The organism is Klebsiella sp. K4 (assembly GCF_014596785.2).
In the GTDB taxonomy this organism is placed as follows: Bacteria; Pseudomonadota; Gammaproteobacteria; order Enterobacterales; family Enterobacteriaceae; genus Klebsiella; species Klebsiella pneumoniae.
Window position 1 is genome coordinate 1,737,403 of sequence record NZ_CP115021.1, and the last position, 19,834, is coordinate 1,757,236.

Annotated in this window: 14 protein-coding genes and 2 pseudogenes; 9 read left to right on the forward strand and 7 right to left on the reverse strand. The window is 56.3% G+C overall.

All coding sequences use genetic code 11. The features are described 5' to 3' along the window. The first annotated feature begins 337 nt into the window (after positions 1–337). Positions 338–1,570, forward strand: coding sequence for a dicarboxylate/amino acid:cation symporter (locus IB144_RS08545; protein ID WP_004233249.1), 1,233 nt, complete (start codon positions 338–340; stop codon positions 1,568–1,570). 272 nt (positions 1,571–1,842) lie between these two features. On the opposite strand, the gene IB144_RS08550 is transcribed toward IB144_RS08545, so the two are convergent. From IB144_RS08550 to yegD, 5 genes are all read right to left on the reverse strand, one after another. Further along, positions 1,843–2,454, reverse strand: coding sequence for a response regulator transcription factor (locus tag IB144_RS08550; protein ID WP_009483956.1), 612 nt, complete (start codon positions 2,452–2,454; stop codon positions 1,843–1,845). Positions 2,455–2,569: 115 nt separating this feature from the next. Next, a complete protein-coding gene (locus IB144_RS08555) occupies positions 2,570–2,710 on the reverse strand; it encodes a small membrane protein (RefSeq protein WP_004180546.1) in 141 nt (46 codons plus the stop codon). A 237-nt stretch (positions 2,711–2,947) separates the two neighbouring features. Beyond that, a complete protein-coding gene (locus IB144_RS08560; RefSeq protein ID WP_004151141.1) occupies positions 2,948–3,649 on the reverse strand; it encodes a response regulator transcription factor in 702 nt (233 codons plus the stop codon). 14 nt (positions 3,650–3,663) lie between these two features. Continuing rightward, positions 3,664–5,520 carry a sensor histidine kinase gene (locus IB144_RS08565; protein ID WP_065888438.1) on the reverse strand — a complete coding sequence of 619 codons (1,857 nt, stop codon included), beginning with the start codon at positions 5,518–5,520 and terminating at the stop codon, positions 3,664–3,666. A 289-nt stretch (positions 5,521–5,809) separates the two neighbouring features. Then, positions 5,810–7,162: a molecular chaperone gene (yegD, locus tag IB144_RS08570; protein WP_004151143.1), complete on the reverse strand. Its 1,353-nt coding sequence runs from the start codon at positions 7,160–7,162 to the stop codon at positions 5,810–5,812. Positions 7,163–7,299: 137 nt separating this feature from the next. On the opposite strand from yegD, the gene alkA reads away from it, so the two are divergent. The 4 genes from alkA to asmA all read left to right on the forward strand — a co-directional run bounded on the left by alkA (position 7,300) and on the right by asmA (position 11,454). Further along, the gene (gene alkA / locus IB144_RS08575; protein ID WP_065888437.1) at positions 7,300–8,148 is read left to right on the forward strand and encodes a DNA-3-methyladenine glycosylase 2; all 849 of its coding nucleotides are present in this window, start codon (positions 7,300–7,302) and stop codon (positions 8,146–8,148) included. Positions 8,149–8,262: 114 nt separating this feature from the next. Further along, the gene (gene udk / locus IB144_RS08580; RefSeq protein WP_002912442.1) at positions 8,263–8,904 is read left to right on the forward strand and encodes a uridine kinase; all 642 of its coding nucleotides are present in this window, start codon (positions 8,263–8,265) and stop codon (positions 8,902–8,904) included. Between the two features lie 90 nt (positions 8,905–8,994). Further along, positions 8,995–9,576 (forward strand): dCTP deaminase, encoded by a 582-nt coding sequence (dcd, locus tag IB144_RS08585; protein WP_004151145.1) that lies wholly within the window; start codon positions 8,995–8,997, stop codon positions 9,574–9,576. A gap of 30 nt (positions 9,577–9,606) precedes the next feature. Continuing rightward, a complete protein-coding gene (gene asmA / locus IB144_RS08590) occupies positions 9,607–11,454 on the forward strand; it encodes an outer membrane assembly protein AsmA (RefSeq protein ID WP_004180531.1) in 1,848 nt (615 codons plus the stop codon). A 435-nt stretch (positions 11,455–11,889) separates the two neighbouring features. Here asmA and IB144_RS08595 read toward each other — a convergent pair whose 3' ends face one another. Then, entirely contained in the window at positions 11,890–13,473 is a 1,584-nt protein-coding gene (locus IB144_RS08595) for a TerC family protein (RefSeq protein ID WP_004890823.1), read from the reverse strand. A 759-nt stretch (positions 13,474–14,232) separates the two neighbouring features. Between IB144_RS08595 and galF the strand changes: the two are divergent. Together galF and IB144_RS08605 are read left to right on the forward strand one after the other, a co-directional pair. Beyond that, positions 14,233–15,161: pseudogene (gene galF, locus IB144_RS08600) on the forward strand (GalU regulator GalF). Positions 15,162–15,521: 360 nt separating this feature from the next. Continuing rightward, positions 15,522–16,151 carry a phosphatase PAP2 family protein gene (locus IB144_RS08605; RefSeq protein WP_065888436.1) on the forward strand — a complete coding sequence of 210 codons (630 nt, stop codon included), beginning with the start codon at positions 15,522–15,524 and terminating at the stop codon, positions 16,149–16,151. Between the two features lie 547 nt (positions 16,152–16,698). On the opposite strand, the pseudogene IB144_RS08610 reads toward IB144_RS08605, so the two are convergent. Next, positions 16,699–16,814: pseudogene (locus IB144_RS08610) on the reverse strand (hypothetical protein). 296 nt (positions 16,815–17,110) lie between these two features. On the opposite strand from IB144_RS08610, the gene IB144_RS08615 reads away from it, so the two are divergent. Together IB144_RS08615 and IB144_RS08620 are read left to right on the forward strand one after the other, a co-directional pair. Next, on the forward strand, positions 17,111–18,550 hold the full coding sequence (locus tag IB144_RS08615) for a capsule assembly Wzi family protein (protein ID WP_065888435.1): 1,440 nt from the start codon (positions 17,111–17,113) through the stop codon (positions 18,548–18,550). Between the two features lie 145 nt (positions 18,551–18,695). After that, positions 18,696–19,832, forward strand: coding sequence for a polysaccharide export protein (locus tag IB144_RS08620; RefSeq protein ID WP_032412670.1), 1,137 nt, complete (start codon positions 18,696–18,698; stop codon positions 19,830–19,832). The last annotated feature ends 2 nt before the right edge of the window (positions 19,833–19,834 follow it).

Below are 19,834 nucleotides of genomic sequence, written 5' to 3' on the forward strand. Positions count from 1 at the left end.
TACGGTCTCATCCTGAAGCGTTTCGCTGAATGATACTAGTTTAGTGAGGGAAGGGGCCGTAAAAATGGAGGAATTATGAAAAGAAGGTTGAGAAATGTCTGGATAACCGCCGCGACGCCGGGCGCTCCCGCGGCCGATATCCGGGGTGATATCAACTTTTAGTTTAAAAAAGCAAAAAATAGTTGTATCCGCGGGGGCTTTAATTAGATTTATGCGGTGAATAAATCAGTGCATTCTCATAATAATAAAATATGCACTTAAAAATCAACGTGTTAAATAATCAGGGGTCATTGCTGTGGCAAACGCAAACAAACTCACGCTCTTCATCGTCATTTTTATGCTGATGGGGATCCTCTCCGGCGCGGCTATCCATGCCTACGCGACGCCAACCACCGTCTCCGCCTGGGCGGACAACATTACGCTGCTCACCGATCTGTTTCTGCGGTTGATCAAAATGGTCATCGCGCCGTTGGTGTTCAGCACCCTGACGGTCGGCATTATGCGCCTCGGCGAGACGGCGACCATCGGCCGGGTAGGCGGGAAGGCGATGGTGTGGTTCATCACCTCCTCGGTATTATCCATTCTCGTCGGGCTGGTGATCGTCACCTTCCAGCACCCGGGCGCCGGGTTAAACCTGGCGGTGCCGAAAGAGGCGGTGGATACCGGCCTGGCGGTCAGCGGCATGAGCCTGAAAGGGTTCCTGTCGCACACCATCCCCACCAGCATCACCGAGGCGATGGCCAACAACGAGATCCTGCAGATCGTGGTGTTCTCGATGTTCTTCGGCATCGCCGGCGCGTCGCTGGGGGAGAAGTTTAATGCTCCGCTGGTGGCGGCCCTTAACGTGGTGTCGCACATTATGCTGAAGGTGACGGGCTATGTGATGTACGTTGCGCCGCTGGCCATCTTCGCCGCCATCTCGTCGGTGATTGCCTCCCAGGGGCTGGGGATCCTGCTCAACTATGCTTCGTTCATCGGCGGCTACTACCTGGCGGTGCTGTTGACCAGCGCGGTGCTGATTGCCGTCGGCTATATGGTGCTGAAAAAAGAGGTTTTCCGCCTGCTGAACATGCTGAAAGATCCGGTGCTGGTGGCCTTTACCACCAGCAGCTCGGAAGCGGCCTATCCGAAGACCCTTGAGCGACTGGTGAAGTTTGGCTGCTCGCGCAATATCGTCTCGTTCGTCCTGCCGATTGGCTACTCGTTCAACCTCGTTGGCTCGATGGTCTACTGCTCCTTCGCCGCGATGTTTATCGCCCAGGCCTATAACGTGCCGCTGAGCTTTAGCGAGATTACGGTCATGATGCTGACCCTGATGCTGGCCTCGAAAGGTATCGCCGGGGTGCCGCGTTCTGCGCTGGTGGTGCTGGCGGCGACGATCCCCAGCTTCAATATACCGGTCGCCGGGATCCTGCTGCTGATGGGTATCGACCATTTCCTCGACATGGGGCGCTCTGCCATCAACGTGCTGGGTAATGGCATCGCCACCGCGATGCTGTCGAAAAATGAAGGGTTGCTGACCGACGAGGAAGCGCAGCCGGACTGGGAAGTGGAGAAAGCGGAAGCCTGATCCTGCCGCGCCCTTTCACTGAGGGCGCTATTCCACACGGAAAAAAGACCCCTGACAGGCACGTCAGGGGCAATGTGACGAAGTATCAGTTTTCCTCGTGTAGCGTGTTTTTTATTATATAAAGACGGGCGGTAACGTCTTTATACCGAGGAAGCGTCAGAGTTTAACGTTATGTCCGCCAGCGCTGGATATTTTTTAGCATCCTGCGACTATTTTCGGATTTCCGACAATATAGCCAGGTCAATATCTTATTTTTTTGTGCTGCTGTTTGCCTACCAGCGCTCACGTAAAAGATTCATAAACTGGAAAAATTCATGATTATTATTCAGGCTGTATTTTTCCATGATCTTATTCTTATGATAGGCGGCGGTGCGGGGACTCACACGCTGCAGGGCGGCGATTTTACTCATATCCAGCCCTTCGAGAATACCGTGCACTACGGCGGTCTGCGATCGCGATAACACGCGATGCGGACAGCTGGCGCAGCTGAGTTCCCGGCCTGCGGCGTCGGTAGCCGTGGGGGTCATACAATGCTGAAGCTCGCTTTTAATGATCGTCAGCAATTGCGGAATACTGGCCGTTTTTAGCGAAACAAAAATGACCCCTTTCAGGCAGTTAATCATGAACTCATCTTCCGGCAGCTGGTCATAGCTATGGAGGATAATCAGCGAGCTTCCTCTTTTTCTGTTCTTAATCAGGGTATTACACAGGTATATTTCCCCGGGGATCACTTCGCAGATAATGATATCTTCAGCTGACAGATCGGTGTTACGCCAGGAAAAACGCGCCCGCAGATCGCCCCGGGTGAGGTCATTGACCATGGCCACCAGCGATTCACGGACAAAGGCGTTGCGGGTGTTGATGGTGACATTAATGTTTCTCATGGCGTTATTTCCTTACGCAAAACATAACGCCATGCTGTGACAAATCCTCCGGGCGTATGCGGTGTGTTGAAGATATAAAAGTACCTACAATAATTTTTTATTATTTTAAAGTGAATTATTTACGACGCATCGAACGCTTATCGTTAAAAGTCAATTTCTGCCGCCTCCTGTCTTTCAGATAGGAAATAAAACTGTATACAGAGATGCTGAAGAAAAAAATGCATAGCAATAAAACTAACCACGTTTGCATGGCCATCGTTTTTACCCTGATTGTGTTGCATGGTGTCAGAATTTGCCGCGAACGGCTAATACGTTTTGTTATATGCTTTTCTGTCCCGTGAAAATCTTACGCCATCATCCTGATGTGCTAGTACTATAAGAAAGTTCTTAATGTCATCGTCAGTCTCATTCCTCTCATTTCTCTCAGAAAATGAGAAAAATTAACACTTACGAGTTTTTTATATCCCGCGCGGCCGCCGACGCGCCCCGTCGTTCAGGAAATAAAGGCCAGTCCCTTACCAAAGATTGCGCGAACGGGCAGGTGGATCCCCTGCTGGCGTGCCTTGTGACGCAGGCGGCTAACCACCACGTCGATCCGGTGCAGGTCAGGCTCGCTTTCATGGGAAAACAGGCAGGCATGGAGATCAAGTTTGCTGCACACTTCGTTGCGATTGCGCATCAGGAGCTCCACCAGGCGATATTCCTGCTGGGTTAATTCCAGCGTCCGGGCGTCGGGTGAAATCAGTTTATCCTCTTGCAGACGCCAGCTGCCGGGGGAGACGGCCGGCGGCGTGCCGATCGCCTCCGCAGGCGGAGCCGCCGGTCGGTCCTGGCGCAGGCGCGCGCCGAGGGCGGTCAGGGTCTCGGCAAGATGGGCGAAGTTTACCGGTTTGATCAGATAGGCATCGGCCCCAAGGCTCAGCGCCTGCAGTTTATCCTGCTGCTGGCCGCGGGCGCTGACCACCACCAGACCGTAGTGCCCCAGCTCATGCAGATAGTTCAGTACGCTGAAGCCATCCTCGCCGGGCAGGCCGATATCAACCAGCACGATATCCACCGGATGGCTGTGCAGTTGCCGCCAGAAGGCTTCGGCGCTACGCGTCCCCCACACCTCGAAGCCGCGATAGCCCAGCCAGGCCAGCAGTTCATCCAGCAGATCGGCGTTATCTTCAATTATCGCCAGCCGTAAAGCCATACGTCGTTCTCCTCTTAAGCAACCGTGGGGAGGGTGAGAATAAAGGTGCAGCCGTCCGGGCCATGCTCGGCCAGCCACAGTTTGCCATCATGAGCCTGCACTATCTGACGCGCAACATACAGTCCGAGACCGGTGCCGCCTGGCACCGGCGATGTGTGCTCGCCGCGGCGGTAGCGCTCAAAGATCAGTTCCGCCTGTCCGGCGGGGAGTCCCGGGCCGTGGTCGCGAATGCGTAGCTCCGTTTGCCCGGCATCGGAATGAATATCGATGGCGATTTCACCGGGGGGCGAATACTTGACGGCGTTATCCAGCAGATTAGCGATGGCGATGCACAGCAGGCCGGCATCGGCCTGCAGCTGCGGGCTTTCCACCGCGCCGTGCTGGCGGATGTTCAGGTAGTGATCATGGGAAATGGCCACCACCGAGGCGGCCATGTTGATCACCGTCAGCAGGGCGGTCTGCTGGCGCTCGACGTGCAGATCGTGGGAGGCGAGCCGGGCGTCGGCAAGGCAGTTATCGGTGAGCTGCACCAGGCGGGTGGCGGCGCGGCCGATGCGATCGAAGCGCGCCTCCTGGCTGGTCGAGGCCGCCGAGAGGCGAAGATTCTCCAGCGCCGCCTGGATCACCGCCAGCGGGGTGCGGAATTCGTGCGCCACCATGCCCATAAACTGCCGCTGGTGGAAGCTGGCTTCACGCTCAATCTGCAGTTCGCGCGCCAGGCGCTGCTTCTGCTCCAGCTGGCGGTTTTCAGCACGCACCCGCAGGATGGCAATGATCAGCACCGTAATGATGTGGACGATCAGCGCGTACTGCCAGAGGGAATAGATCGCCATATGGAACGGGATAATCCCATGGATCGACAACTGCACCAGCACCGCGGCGACGACATAGAACGGCGGCAGCAGACCCAGCAGCAGGGTGGTACGATCGATAGCTTTTTTGCGCCACAGCCACCAGGAGGTGAACAGCAGCACCGGGGTGATAATGATGAATACTACCCCTTCAATCTGCATCGCGAAGCCGTAAAACCCGAGCGGAATACTGACCTGCAGCATCAGGTTGAGTATCACGGCGGCGATCAGCAGCTGATGAAGTCGCGGCATATTCTTCTTCAGATCAAAAATCTCGCTGTGCAGCCAGAGGGCGGTGGCATAGCTGAACAGCGAGAGGCTACTGATCATAAAATCCTGGAAGGGCAGCGCGGCATGGCCGAAGAACCACTCCGGGAAGCCGTGCAGAGCGGCCACCAGCGGATAATTGAGCGAGAAAAGACAGATGCCCCATAGCAGACGCCGGCGCAGGGCCAGCGCCAGCCAAAGCGCCACACCGCTGGCGACAGCGGCCAGGCCGAAGTAGAAGCTCCAGAAAGCGGTGTCAGCGGTGGCCCGCTGCACAAACGCCTGCGCAGAGGAGAGCGAGGCCAGCAGGATCAGGGTGCTGGTGCTCTGCAGGCGAAAGACCAGCTCATAGCCGGCGGCGGTTGGCGGCGGGGGCAGTATCAGCACCCTTTCCCGATAATGCAGATCGCTTCCGCGGGCGCCGTCGCGATCGCCAAAGATGCGCTGCGTCCACGGGCCATCGCTGCCCAGCGGCCGGTAGTAAATGGTCAGATGGTCGACGAAAGTGGGGCCCAGCTGCAGCCAACGCGGCTCCCCGGCAAACCACGTGCCCGGCAGCTCGCTGCGCAGCCACCAGGTTTTTCGCGAATAACCAAAGGAGGGGATCTGCCGGGTGGTGGCGAGCTGGTCTGCGGGCAGGGCGGCAAAGCGATCGAGGGTCATCTGGCCGCTGTCGTCGGCGTACCACTGGACCGGAATATCAATCCCCACCTGGCGCGTCGCCGCCTGCGCCTGCGGGGCGACCAGCAGCAAGAGTAATCCACAGCTGAGCAGCCAGCCTGCCAGGAGCCGCGGCCGGCAACGCCGGACCGCCGCGAAGATCGCAGACACCCTTTTCAATCACGCCCCCTTGCGGCATGCAAAGATTACTGACCGCAGACGTCTGGCTACGGTATGGATAATACGCCCCCGGAAGCGGGGGAGAGTGGACAGGCCTGTCCGGACGAACAGGCCATTTTGCGTGGGAGACCAGGAATATTCCAGCGTAATCTGCAGCGCCAGGATCAGGACAGACCTGCTGCGCGACAGCCCCGGGCGAGGGCTAGCGGAAAACCACCTGCGCCCAGCGGGCCAGCCCGGCGGTCACCGAGCCAAAATCATCGCCGCCGGCCAGCGGAATACCCGGCAGCTGAGCGGCCAGCGCCTTTTTGATCAGCGGCGAACGGGCGCTGCCGCCGGTAAGATAGATCACATCCGGGGTGGTCTGGCTGCTGTCGAGCGCGAGCCGCACCTGTTCCATAATGCGGGTCAGGGGCTGATCCAGCGCGGCTTCCAGACCCTGCTGGGCGATGGCGGTGGCCAGATCGTCCTGAATAAACGGCAGCGCGGTTTCGACGCTGGCGGCGCTGGAGAGGGCGATTTTGCTCTCTTCGGCGCTGCGCACCAGACGATAGCTGAGACGCTGGCGCCAGACCTTCAGCAGCAGAGCCACCTTGTCGGCATCCCGGGCGCTGCGCAGCAGATCGTTCAGCAGGCGGCCGTTGGCAGTGCTGTAGAAATCGCTCTGCGCCGGCACGTCGTTGATCGCCACCGCGTTCCACCACGGGAGGATCGGCAGCGCGGTGCCTTTTTCCGTTTCGCCGCCCATGCCGAGAAGGGGCATCAGGCATTTGAAGGCCAGGGCAATGTCGAGATCGTTACCGCCGATGCGGCAGCCGCTGTGGCCGAGCAGGCTTTGCTGGCGGTCGGCGCGCTCCCGCCACTGTGGGCCCATCAGCAGCAGGGAGCAGTCGGTGGTTCCGCCGCCGATATCGACGACCAGCACCCGCTTTTCTTCACTGAGGGTCGCTTCGAAATCGAGCCCGGCGGCCACCGGTTCAAACTGAAAGACCACATCGCGGAAACCGGCGCGGTGGGCGGCGCGCTCAAGGATACCCTGCGCCTGGGCGTTAGCCTCATCGCCGCCGAGGCCCTGGAAGTTAATCGGCCGGCCAATCACCGCCTGGTCGATCTGCTCGGGCAGTTGGCTTTCGGCCTGCAGCTTGATATGCAGCATCATGGCGCAGACCAGGTCTTCAAACAGGGCCACCTGCTGCGGCTTCAGCCCGCTGGCGCCGAGGAAGGATTTGGGCGATTTAACGAAGTAGACCTCTTCTGGATCTTCAACATACTGCTGCAGGGAGGCGAGACCGAACTGCACGCTGTTGCGCAGCACCTCGATGTCTTCGTCGCGGTTGGCGGCGATGGCACGACGCAGCAGCGCCTGGTTTTCGTCGCTGTGGGTGGGGACATCATGATGGCGATAGAGCCACTCGCTGACCGCTTCGCGCGTCGGCGCGCAGAGCATGGAGGGCAGCAGGGCGCTGCCGTTTTCCAGCGTTAACAGCTGGGGGGTATTTTCCCGCATCACGGCCACCGAACAGTTGGCGGTGCCGTAGTCAAAACCAATAAACATCGTCTGCAAAATCCCCATGCCGGTGAAGAAGGGGGGCGACTTTAGCGGATCGTCGCCATGCCGACAACCGGAATTTAAAAGCAAGGCGCTGATGGTCAAGGGCGACTATCATTGAAACGCTATATAAAGGAGAGCTTATGGTGCTGTTACCCTGGACCCCGCCCTATGACTGGGCATGGATGGTTGGTTTTCTGCAGGCGCGCGCGGTCGCCGGCGTCGAGCGTTTTCACGATGGGGGCTACAGCCGCAGCTTTGGCGTGGAAGGCCACCGCGGGCTGATTCATCTGGCGCCGGACGAAGAGGCGCAGGGCCTGCGGGTGAGCCTTTCCCCGGGGCTGCAGCCGGTGGCGGAGATCTGCTATGCGCGAGTTGGCCAGCTGTTTGATTTAGCCTGCGACCCGCGGCAGGTCGCTCGCACGCTGGGCGATCTGGCGCAGGCGCGGCCGGGGCTGCGCCTGCCGGGGGCGCTGGATGCCTTCGAGCAGGCGGTGCGCGCGGTGCTGGGCCAGCTGGTGAGCGTGGCGATGGCCGCCCGGCTCACCGCCAAAGTGGCGGCTGGCTGGGGCGAACCGCTGGCGGAGGCGCCTGGATACGTCTTGTTCCCGACGCCAGAGGTCCTGTCCCGGGCCGATCCGCAGGCGCTGAAGGCGCTGGGGATGCCGCTGCGACGCGCGGAGGCGCTGATCCACCTCGCCCGGGCGGCGCTCAGCGGCGAGCTGCCCCTGACGGCGCCGGCGGATATTGACGCCGGGCTGCGTCAACTGCAGACTCTGCCCGGGATTGGCCGCTGGACGGCAAACTACTTTGCCCTGCGCGGCTGGCAGGCGAAAGATATCTTTTTGCCGGATGATTACCTGATTAAACAGCGCTTTCCGGGAATGACCCCGGCCGCCATCGCCCGCTATGCCCGCCGCTGGCAGCCGATGCGATCCTACGCGCTGTTGCATATCTGGTATACCGATGACTGGGCGCCGGCGGCGGAATAGCCGCCCGGGGCGCATACCACTGGTATCGGGACGCTGAAATCCCTATAATTGCCGCGTTTGGCGGTCCGCCGCCACCCTCCATCTCTATCCAGGTTAATCAGGTCGCAAAAATTTATGACTGATATGTCCCATCAGTGCGTCATTGTAGGCATCGCCGGCGCATCAGCTTCTGGCAAAAGTCTTATCGCCAGTACTCTCTATCGCGAATTGCGTGAACAAGTTGGCGACGAACATATTGGCGTCATTCCGGAAGACAGCTATTACAAAGATCAAAGCCATCTGTCGATGGAAGAGCGCGTCAAAACCAACTATGACCACCCGAGCTCAATGGACCACAGTCTGTTGTTCCAGCATTTGCAGATGCTGAAAAGCGGCCAGCCGATTGAACTGCCGGTCTATAGCTACGTCGAGCATACCCGCACGCCGAACACCATTCACGTCGAGCCGAAGAAGGTGATTATCCTTGAAGGGATCCTGCTGCTGACCGATGCGCGCCTGCGTAACGAGCTCAACTTCTCTATTTTCGTCGACACCCCTCTCGATATTTGCCTGATGCGCCGTATTAAGCGCGACGTTAACGAGCGCGGCCGCTCCATGGACTCGGTGATGGCCCAGTATCAGAAAACCGTGCGCCCGATGTTCCTGCAGTTTATTGAACCGTCGAAGCAGTATGCCGACATCATCGTGCCGCGCGGCGGCAAAAACCGCATCGCTATTGATATTCTGAAGGCCAAAATCAGTCAGTTCTTTGAATAACCTGGCCGAATTGTGTAACGTGCAAAGAGTAGCCCTGTTGCCCTCTCCGCCGCGAAGCGTGCGGGAAGCAGCCTTATAAGGAGAAAGCCCATGCGTCTGTGTGACCGAGATATCGAAGCCTGGTTGGATGAAGGGCGACTCGCCATCAATCCGCGTCCGCCCGTTGAGCGTATTAATGGCGCGACGGTTGATGTACGGCTGGGTAATAAATTCCGCACCTTCCGTGGTCACACGGCGCCGTTTATCGATTTAAGCGGCCCGAAGGCCGAGGTCAGCGCCGCGCTGGACCGCGTGATGAGCGAAGAGATCGTCCTGCCGGAAGGGGAAGCCTTTTTCCTGCATCCGGGCGAACTGGCGCTGGCGGTGACCTACGAGTCTGTCACCCTGCCTGCCGACCTGGTAGGCTGGCTGGACGGACGCTCCTCGCTGGCGCGCCTGGGGCTGATGGTGCACGTTACCGCGCACCGTATCGACCCAGGCTGGTCCGGCTGCATCGTGCTTGAGTTTTACAACTCCGGCAAGCTGCCGCTGGCGCTACGCCCGGGGATGCCCATCGGCGCGCTGAGCTTTGAACCGTTATCGGGCCCGGCGGCCCGGCCGTATAACCGCCGTGAAGACGCCAAATATCGCGACCAGCAGGGCGCGGTGGCGAGCCGAATCGACAAGGATTGATAACGTCAACGGGGTGTTGCTGAGGGTGCCATGAGACGAATACTGACAACGCTGATGATCCTGCTGGCGGTCATTGTCGCCGGGCTTACCTCGTTGGTATTGCTGGTCAATCCCAACGATTTTCGCGCCTATATGGTGCATGAGGTGGCAGAGCGCAGCGGTTATCAGCTTGACCTTGATGGCCCGCTGCGCTGGCACGTCTGGCCGCAGCTCAGCATTCTCAGCGGACGGATGACGCTGACCGCCCGAGGCGCCGAAGAGCCGGTGATCCGCGCCGACAATATGCGCCTCGACGTGGCGCTGCTGCCGCTGCTCTCGCATCAGCTGCAGGTTAAGCAGGTGATGCTCAAGGGCGCGGTGATCCAGCTGACCCCGAAAACCGAGGCGGTTCGCGACAGCTCAGCGCCGGTGGTGCCGCATGACAACACCCTGCCGCTGGCCCCGGAGGATCGCGGATGGTCCTACGATGTGCGTCAGCTGCAGGTGGCCGACAGCGTGCTCTTCTTCCAGCACGAGAACGGCGAGCAGGTGACCGTGCGCGATATCCGTCTGCAGATGGAGCAGGATGAGAATCACCGGGCCACCGTGGATTTCTCCGGCCGGGTGAACCGCGACCAGCGCGACCTGGCGCTGAACTTCTCCGCCACCGTGCAGGGCGGCGATTATCCGCACTCCTTAAAAGCCGACTTTACCCAGCTTAGCTGGCAGCTGCGCGGCGCCGAGCTCCCACCGGACGGCATTAATGGTCAGGGGAGTCTGCAGGCCAGCTGGCAGGAAGATGACAAGACCCTGCGTTTTGACAACCTGAATCTGATGGCTAACCGCAGCACCGTTACCGGCAGCGGCAGCGTGGTGCTGGGGGATCGCCCGGACTGGTCGCTGGATTTGCACGCCACCACTCTCGATCTCGATAGTCTGCTGGCGCAAAGGTCGCCGGCGACGGACAGTAGCGCCAGTCAGCAGGGCCAGAGTCAGACGCGACCGCTGCGCCCGGTGATCGCCGACAGCGATGAGCGCGAAGATTACCAGAGCCTGCGCGGCTTCAACGGCCGAATGGCCCTGAGCGCCGACCAGCTGCAGTGGCGCGGTCTGAACTTTACCCAGGTGCAGAGCGAAATCAGCAACCAGCAGGGGCTGCTGACGGTCAGCAAAATGCAGGGCAATCTTGATGGCGGGCAGCTCTCTCTCCCTGGCACCCTGGATGCCCGCGGCGACACGCCGCTGGCGACGTTCCAGCCGGCGCTGCAGAATGTGGAGATCGGTTCGCTGATCAAAGCCTTTAACTATTCCTTAAACCTGACCGGCAAGCTGTCGCTGAGCGGCGAATTTTCCGGAACGCGCATTGACGCTGATGATTTCCGTCGCCACTGGCAGGGACAGGCTCAGCTGCAGATGGCCGATACCCGCACCGAGGGGCTGAACTTCCAGCAGCTTGTGCAGCAGGCCGTGGAGCGCAGCACCAACGTGCGGGCGCAGGAAAATTACGACAATGCCACCCGCCTGGATTCCGTGAGCAGCCGGCTGACGCTGGATAACGGGCTGGTGACGCTGAACCGCCTGCAGGGGCAGTCCGACGTGATGGCGATGACCGGCGAAGGACAGCTCGATCTGCAGAAAGAGAACTGCGATATGCGCTTCAACGTGCGCGTGCTCGGCGGCTGGAAAGGGGAGGGCAAGCTTATCGACCGCCTGAAACAGACCGCTATCCCGCTGCGCATCTACGGCGAGTGGCAGTCGCTGAGCTACAGTCTGCAGGTCGACCAGATCCTGCGCAAACAGCTGCAGGATGAAGCGAAGCAGCGCCTCAACGACTGGGTTGAGCGTAATAAAGGCAGCAAAGACGGCAACGATGCCAAAAAGCTGCTCGATAAGCTGTAATTCCTACCACCGCGGCCCGGAAGTTTCCGGGCTGTGTTTATCGTCAAAGCGTAATGTCACAATGATGCCGGGTGGCGGCTGCGCCTGACCCGGCCTGGGATGTGCGCAATATCATCCGTTTGCGTCGCCACTTAATGTAGGCCTGATAAGCGAAGCGCCATCAGGCAGTGTGGCGGCTACGCCTGGCCCGGCCTGGATTATACGGTGGGTGTCATACCCCGATTAGTTCGCCATCCCGTAGGCCTGATAAGCGAAGCGCCATCGGGCAGTGTGGCAGCTACGCCTGACCCGGTCTGGATTATACGGTGGGTGTCATACCCCGATTAGTTCGCCATCCCGTAGGCCTGATAAGCGAAGCGCCATCAGGCATTAAACAGGATATCTGGCTATCAATTTTACGGCCCGGGATACCCCGGGCCGTTTTATGCCTGACGATTACACCTCATAATCCAGCTCATCCTGCTTTACCGGCGGGACGATCTGCACCTTCTGCACCCGATGGCTGTCGACCTGCAGCGTGCGCAAGGTATAGCCGTCAATCTCAATGGTCTCCCCCACCTGCGGCACATGCTGCAGATACTCCATCAGCAGACCGGCGACGGTGTGGTACTCACGTTTATCATCCAGCGGCAGCGGAACGTACTGCACCAGGTCCTCCAGCGGCATATGGCCATTGACCGTCCACGAACCGTCCTGATGATGCTGAATATCGTGCCGGGCATCGATCTCCTCCACCTCATTGGGCAGATTACCGGCGATGGTCTCCATCACGTCGCTGAGGGTCACAATCCCCTCGACGGAGCCAAACTCATCGACCACAAAGGCAAAATGGGTGCGGGCCTGGCGGAACTGCTCGAGCGCCGAGAGGAGCGGCAGGCCCTCCGGGAAGACCAGCGGTTGACGCACCAGCGCCTGTAGATCCAGCGGCTCCTGGCGCAGGGACTGCTGGAGCAGGTCAATAACATGCACCACGCCCAGCAGATCTTCATTATCTTTCCCGCCGGTGATCACCAGCCGGGTATGCTGATTTTTCTCCACCAGGCTGCGGATCTCTTCCTCCGGCGCGCTGAGGTTGATGCGCTCGATATCATGGCGCGACGTCATAATACTGCTGACGCTGCGCTGATTAAGGTTCAGCACCCGCTCAATCATCAGTCGTTCCTGCGGATTAAACAGAGGATGTTGATCCTGATCGGCGACCAGCGACGCCGTGTCAGCATCCAGTTCAGCTTTTTCTTTCTGCCCGCTCAGCAGATTCATCACCGCTTCGGTAGTGCGCTGACGCAGCGTCATATTGGCGGAGAGGAAGCGACGGCGGTTAAACTGCGCCAGCTGATTAAGCGCTTCAATCATGACCGAGAAGCCAATGGCCGCATATAAATAGCCTTTCGGAATGATAAAGCTGAAGCCTTCAGCAATCAGGCTGAAGCCGATCATCAGCAGGAAGCTCAGACAGAGGATCACGATGGTCGGGTGGCTGTTAACGAAGCGCGTCAGCGCCTTGCTGGCCATCAGCATCAGGCTGATGGCGATAACCACGGCGGCCATCATCACCGCCAGGTGATCGACCATGCCGACGGCGGTGATCACCGAGTCAAGCGAGAAGATGGCGTCGAGCACCACGATCTGCGCCACGACGGCCCAGAATTTCGCCCCTTTGCGCTGGGTGGGGTTATCGCTGTCTTTCCCCTCCAGCCGCTCATTAAGCTCGACGGTCGCTTTAAACAGCAGAAACAGGCCGCCAAACAGCATAATCAAATCGCGGGCGCTAAAGCTGAAGTCGTGAAAAACAATCAGCGGTTTGGTCAGGGTGACCAGCCAGGAGATAGAGGCCAGCAGCAGAAGACGCATGACCATCGCCAGCATCAGGCCAGTGATCCGCGCGCGGTCGCGCTGGGCGGGAGGGAGTTTCTCGGCGAGGATAGCGATAAAGACCAGGTTATCGATACCCAACACCAGTTCGATAACCACCAGCGTGACGAGACCTGCCCAGATTGACGGATCGGCAATCCATTCCATATGTATTAAAACCTGTACGACTGCGGTATGTGTTACCACGATCATGGATAAGATGAGTCTAAAATGCAATAACGACGCGGATATCGCCCTGCCGTGGATGGATATATTTCCAGCGGATTAAGCGAACCGATAAGAATTATGTTCCGGAAAAGAACAGTGAAAAAATAACACCATGGCGGCGACCATGGAATAAGCTTGCCGATATCAGAATTTTTTCCGCTGCGTTTCAGCGAGGGCGGCAAAAGGGCTTCCTCCCGCGGTTCGTCACGGCGAGCGCGGATGCGCAGAGCAGAAGCGAAGCGCGAAGCCCGCTCACAAAACTAGCATAATTCATATTATGAAGTGAGTGCAGAATAGGGCGGATCGCAGTTCACCGCCGCGGATTCAGGCTAATATATCGTCATATCCGGCTGTTTATGCTGAAATATATTGCCTGGCGAAATTTATTATCTCTATCTATTCTTTTCGGGCATACGCGCGGCGCGGCGGGGCCGGCGGCCAATAGACCCCGATAGACGGGCCTCTCAGCCACATCGCGCGGCGCAAAGGAACGAGCCGCTGAATAACCTGAACGAAAATAAGATTATTCTCACTTCTTACTGTTGGTAAAAGGGAGTTGTGTGTATTCTTTTACGTGACAGTGAATTTAAGAATTTGGCGGGCAGATGCCCGGGCAGTATCCGTGTATTATCAGTTCCAATGGATTTGTGACATGTACAATTTTGCAAAACCGCGTGTTTTGCAACCAAACAGGTGAAGATGAATATGGCGAATTTGAAAGCGGTTATTCCGGTCGCAGGACTAGGCATGCATATGCTGCCGGCCACAAAGGCAATTCCAAAGGAGATGCTGCCGATCGTTGATAAGCCAATGATTCAGTACATCGTTGACGAAATCGTCGCCGCCGGGATCAAAGAGATTGTTCTGGTGACGCACTCCTCGAAGAACGCGGTGGAAAACCACTTCGACACCTCCTACGAGCTGGAAGCCCTGCTGGAACAGCGCGTGAAGCGCCAGCTACTGGCGGAAGTGCAGGCCATTTGCCCGCCGGGCGTGACCATCATGAACGTGCGTCAGGCGCAGCCGCTGGGCCTGGGCCACTCCATCCTCTGCGCCCGGCCGGTAGTCGGCGACAACCCGTTTGTGGTGGTCCTGCCGGATATCATCCTTGACGGCGGCACCGCTGACCCGCTGCGCTATAACCTCGCCGCTATGATCGCCCGCTTTAACGAGACCGGCCGCAGCCAGGTGCTGGCGAAACGTATGCCGGGCGATCTCTCCGAATACTCCGTCATCCAGACCAAAGAGCCGATGGTGGCTGAAGGCCAGGTGGCGCGTATCGTCGAGTTTATTGAAAAACCGGACGAACCGCAGACCCTGGACTCCGATCTGATGGCGGTGGGGCGCTACGTGCTGTCGGCGGATATCTGGGCCGAACTGGAACGTACCGAGCCGGGCGCATGGGGCCGTATCCAACTGACCGACGCCATTGCCGAACTGGCGAAGAAGCAGTCCGTCGACGCGATGCTGATGACCGGCGAAAGCTACGACTGCGGGAAGAAAATGGGCTACATGCAAGCCTTCGTCACCTACGGGATGCGTAACCTGAAAGAAGGCACCAAATTCCGCGAAAGCATTAAAAAACTGCTGGCCTGAGCGCCAGCGTAGTGCCGGGGGGCAGGGCGTGAACATTCGTCCTGCCGCTCATAACGTTATGCAGAAATTATTCATAACGTGAATGTTATAACGATTGTAAAGAAACGTATGGCTTCGGAGACTTCTGGTAGTTTGTCTCTGGCCTCTGTGGTGCAATGGTCGGAGTAGCGGCAATAATGCTTTATGAATAGTCACTTAGTGCGACAATTCCTAAAGCGAAGGGAAAGCGGTCAACGACAGCCAAAAATAAAACTTGACTGCGATCATGTTTCCGCTTTAAACATCTCACTTGCATGCATAAAAATGTGAAATGAATTGGCATGCGAGCTGGTACAGACATTACGGATAATCCCTGAGCACGGCAGTGGACATCATCGAAGGATCACAGGTATATGAACTGGCAACTCATCTCATTTTTTGGCGATAGCACCGTTTTGCTGCCCAGCGCAGCGGCGCTGTTTATTGTCCTGATGCTGCGTAAAACGTCGCGGTTGCTGGCGTGGCAGTGGAGTTTGCTGTTCGGCATCACCGGCGCTATCGTCTGCGCCTCCAAACTGGCCTTTATGGGCTGGGGTCTGGGTATTCGCAAGCTGGATTACACCGGCTTCAGCGGCCACTCCGCGCTCTCCGCGGCCTTCTGGCCTATCTTTCTGTGGCTGCTCAGCGCCCGTTTCTCCGTCGGTCTGCGTAAAGCGGCCGTTATTACCGGCTATGTTCTGGCCGCCGTGGTGGGCTATTCGCGGCTGGTCATCCATGCGCATTCCGTCTCGGAAGTGATTGCCGGCCTGCTGCTGGGCGCTGCTGGCAGCGCTTTGTTCCTGGTGTTGCAAAAACGTACCTCTGATCCGGAAAGCGTGAATATCTCATGGGGCGGCGTCGCATGCCTGGTGATGGTTCCACTTATCCTTTTACATAGCGGTAGCAAAGCGCCGACTCAGTCCCTGCTGGGACAAATCGCCACTGCGGTGGGGCCGCTGGATAAACCCTTTACGCGTACCGATCTGCACAAGCAGGCCTGGTAATCGCCATTTGTTATACAGGGGAAATTAAGTTTTCGCCGGTTAATTAGACAAATAAGAAAATAATCTACTATATACCCGGTAATTGATAATTCATATTTATGAAATAATGAAGTGCTACTACATTGTTATTGCATATTTGCCTGGATATAGCCTTGATCAGACGTTTCTTAAATGCGCTGAGACGTTACCTGATGCACATTCAATGAATATCCAGACACAGGAAACTATTAGAAATTGTAGTTGACTATAACGCCATCATCTGATTTTTGCATGATGATGAGCTATGGAAAAAGACGTTTTTTTACAGTAAGTTAGCTGCATGTGTGATGTTGTAGTAGTACCGGGAAGATTTCTAACCCTGGAAATCAGTGAATAATCTTAATTGGTGACCCGCTTATTTTTTGTCAGTAGAACGACAGGCGGCATTAATTGGCAGATATTCGGTAACAACACTCCCAATTGTGACCGAAATCCCGTAAACTTAACGCCGCCAAAAATAATGGCCTGACCAATTATTCATCCACAGGTCGATAAAAAATTAAGTCGTTCAGGTAGTCAGTGCGCTGGTAGCTGTTAAGCCAGGGGCGGTAGCGTCGCTGAAGCCGCTTGCTGCTGCACAGAGGTTCTCTTCAACGGCTGAAAAATCGTCCCGGTCAGGATGATCGCCCTCACTAGATATCTATCAGTTTTCTACGGATATCCTCAGAAGTTGGCCAGGAGCGGCTGCTGATATCGCCTGGATATTAACTTTCCTGTCTCATCGATAGCCTGTAGGGTAAAATTCGCCTACATTGTGAGCTGAGTGGATGTTATAAGGCTAACAAGCAGCTTAGGGTAAATGTACTTGCCTCGCCGGTGTTGCACAGCGAAGTCAGCTGGTGCCGCGAGCGCTTTCTATCTTGGTATTCCCCTCATTCTCATTGAGATACGACAGCGGGGCTGAAAATGGATCTTGTACAATGATAAAAATTGCGCGCATTGCCGTGACGTTGGGTTTGCTTTCCTCACTGGGAGCCCAGGCTTACGCGGCCGGGTTAGTGGTAAATGACAACGACTTGCGTAACGACCTGGCCTGGCTTTCCGATCGCGGGGTCATCCATCTGAGCCTGTCGACGTGGCCGCTGAGCCAGGAAGAGATCGCCCGGGCGCTGAAAAAGGCCAAACCGTCCTACTCTTCTGAGCAAGTGGTGCTGGCGCGTATCAACCAGCGACTGTCTGCCTTAAAAGCGGATTTCCGGGTTACCGGCTACACTTCAACCGATCAGCCGGGCACTCCGCAGGGGTTTGGTCAGACGCAGCCGGCGGATAACTCGTTAGGCCTGGCATTCAACAACAGCGGCGAGTGGTGGGATATCCATCTCCAGGGCAACGTTGAAGGGGGAGAGCGGATCAGCAACGGATCGCGCTTCAACGCCAACGGCGCATACGGCGCGGTGAAGTTCTGGAACCAGTGGCTCTCTTTTGGCCAGGTACCACAGTGGTGGGGGCCTGGCTATGAAGGTAGCCTGATTCGCGGGGATGCAATGCGACCGATGACCGGTTTCCTGATGCAACGAGCCGAGCAGGCGGCGCCAGAGACCTGGTGGCTGCGCTGGGTGGGGCCATGGCAGTACCAGATCTCCGCCAGCCAGATGAATCAATATACCGCAGTGCCCCATGCCAAAATTATCGGCGGTCGTTTCACTTTCTCACCATTCCAGTCACTGGAATTAGGTGCGTCGCGCATTATGCAATGGGGTGGGGAAGGGCGGCCTGAATCACTCAGTAACTTCTGGGATGGTTTAACAGGCAAGGATAATACCGCCGCGAATGATCCCAATGAACCGGGCAACCAGCTGGCCGGTTTTGACTTTAAGTTCAAACTGGAGCCGACACTAGGCTGGCCTGTAAGCTTTTACGGACAGATGATTGGCGAGGATGAGTCGGGTTTTCTTCCATCGTCTAATATGTTCCTCGGTGGTGTCGAAGGGCACCACGGCTGGGGTAAGGATGCTGTTAACTGGTACGTGGAAGCACATGACACGCGCAGCAATATGAGCCGAACCAATTACAGTTATACCCATCATATCTATAAGGATGGCTACTATCAGCAGGGCTATCCGCTGGGTGACGCAATGGGCGGGGATGGTCAGCTTATCGCAGGAAAAGTTGAGCTTATTACGGAGGATAACCAGCGCTGGAGCACGCGCTTAGTATACGCGAAGGTTAACCCTGAGAATCAGTCGATCAACAAAGCGTTCCCTCATGCGGATACTCTGAAAGGTGTACAGCTGGGCTGGAGCGGAGATGTTTATCGGTCAGTTCGTTTGAATACATCCCTCTGGTACACCAATGCTAACAATAGCGACAGCGACGACGTTGGAGCCAGCGCAGGGATAGAAATACCGTTTAGTTTATAAGGCTGAATGCTGAAAACAGGGGAGAGAGGGTGGTAGCCCTGCAGGACGCAGTCAGCTTTTATCTCTCCACAAGCCGGCAGGGAAGTAACGGCTATGACAGCTGCTCAGGAATTGGCAAATTTTGATTTACTGATGATGTGACATTATGAAGAAAAAACTTGTTAGATTTTCGGCATTAGCATTGGCAATTGGGTTTTTATCGGGTTGTACGATTATCCCTGGTCAAGGATTAAACAGTCTGCGTAAGAACGTAGTCGAACTTCCGGATAGCGACTACGACCTGGATAAACTCGTTAACGTTTATCCGATGACACCTGGATTGGTTGATCAATTACGACCCGAAGCAGTATTAGCAAAATCAAATCCCGATTTAGATAGACTGCTTGGCAACTATGAGTATCGAATTGGTGTAGGCGATGTGTTAATGGTGACTGTTTGGGACCATCCTGAATTGACTACGCCAGCTGGGCAGTACCGGAGTGCAAGTGATACAGGCAACTGGGTGAACTCAGATGGCACGATATTTTACCCGTATATAGGTAAGATTAAAGTTGCAGGTAAAACTTTATCACAAGTACGTCAGGAAATCGCAAGTCGTCTAACTACTTACATAGAAAGCCCACAAGTCGACGTAAGCATTGCAGCGTTCCGTTCACAAAAGGTATACGTAACGGGGGAAGTTGCAAAGTCTGGACAACAACCTATAACAAATATTCCCCTTACGATAATGGATGCAATTAATGCCGCTGGCGGTTTAGCACCGGAGGCGGATTGGCGGAATGTAGTATTAACACATAATGGAAAAGACATAAAAATTTCATTATATGCTTTAATGCAAAAAGGCGACCTAACACAGAACCATTTATTGTATCCGGGTGATATACTTTTTATTCCTCGAAACGATGATTTAAAAGTATTTGTCATGGGGGAAGTTGGTAAGCAAACAACACTCAAAATGGATCGCAGTGGTATGACCCTTATGGAGGCTGTCGGAAGGGCTGAGGGAATATCACAGGCGATGAGCGATGCAACTGGGATATTTGTTATACGTCAGTTAAAAAATAATAATGGCGGTAAAATAGCTAATATCTATCAACTCAATGCGCAAGACGCATCAGCCATGGTATTAGGCACTGAATTTCAATTAGAACCTTATGATATAGTTTATGTTACTGCAGCGCCTATTGTAAGGTGGAATCGCGTTATATCACAACTTGTTCCAACCATAACAGGTGTTCATGATATGACTGAAACTGTCCGTTATATTAAAAATTGGAATTGATT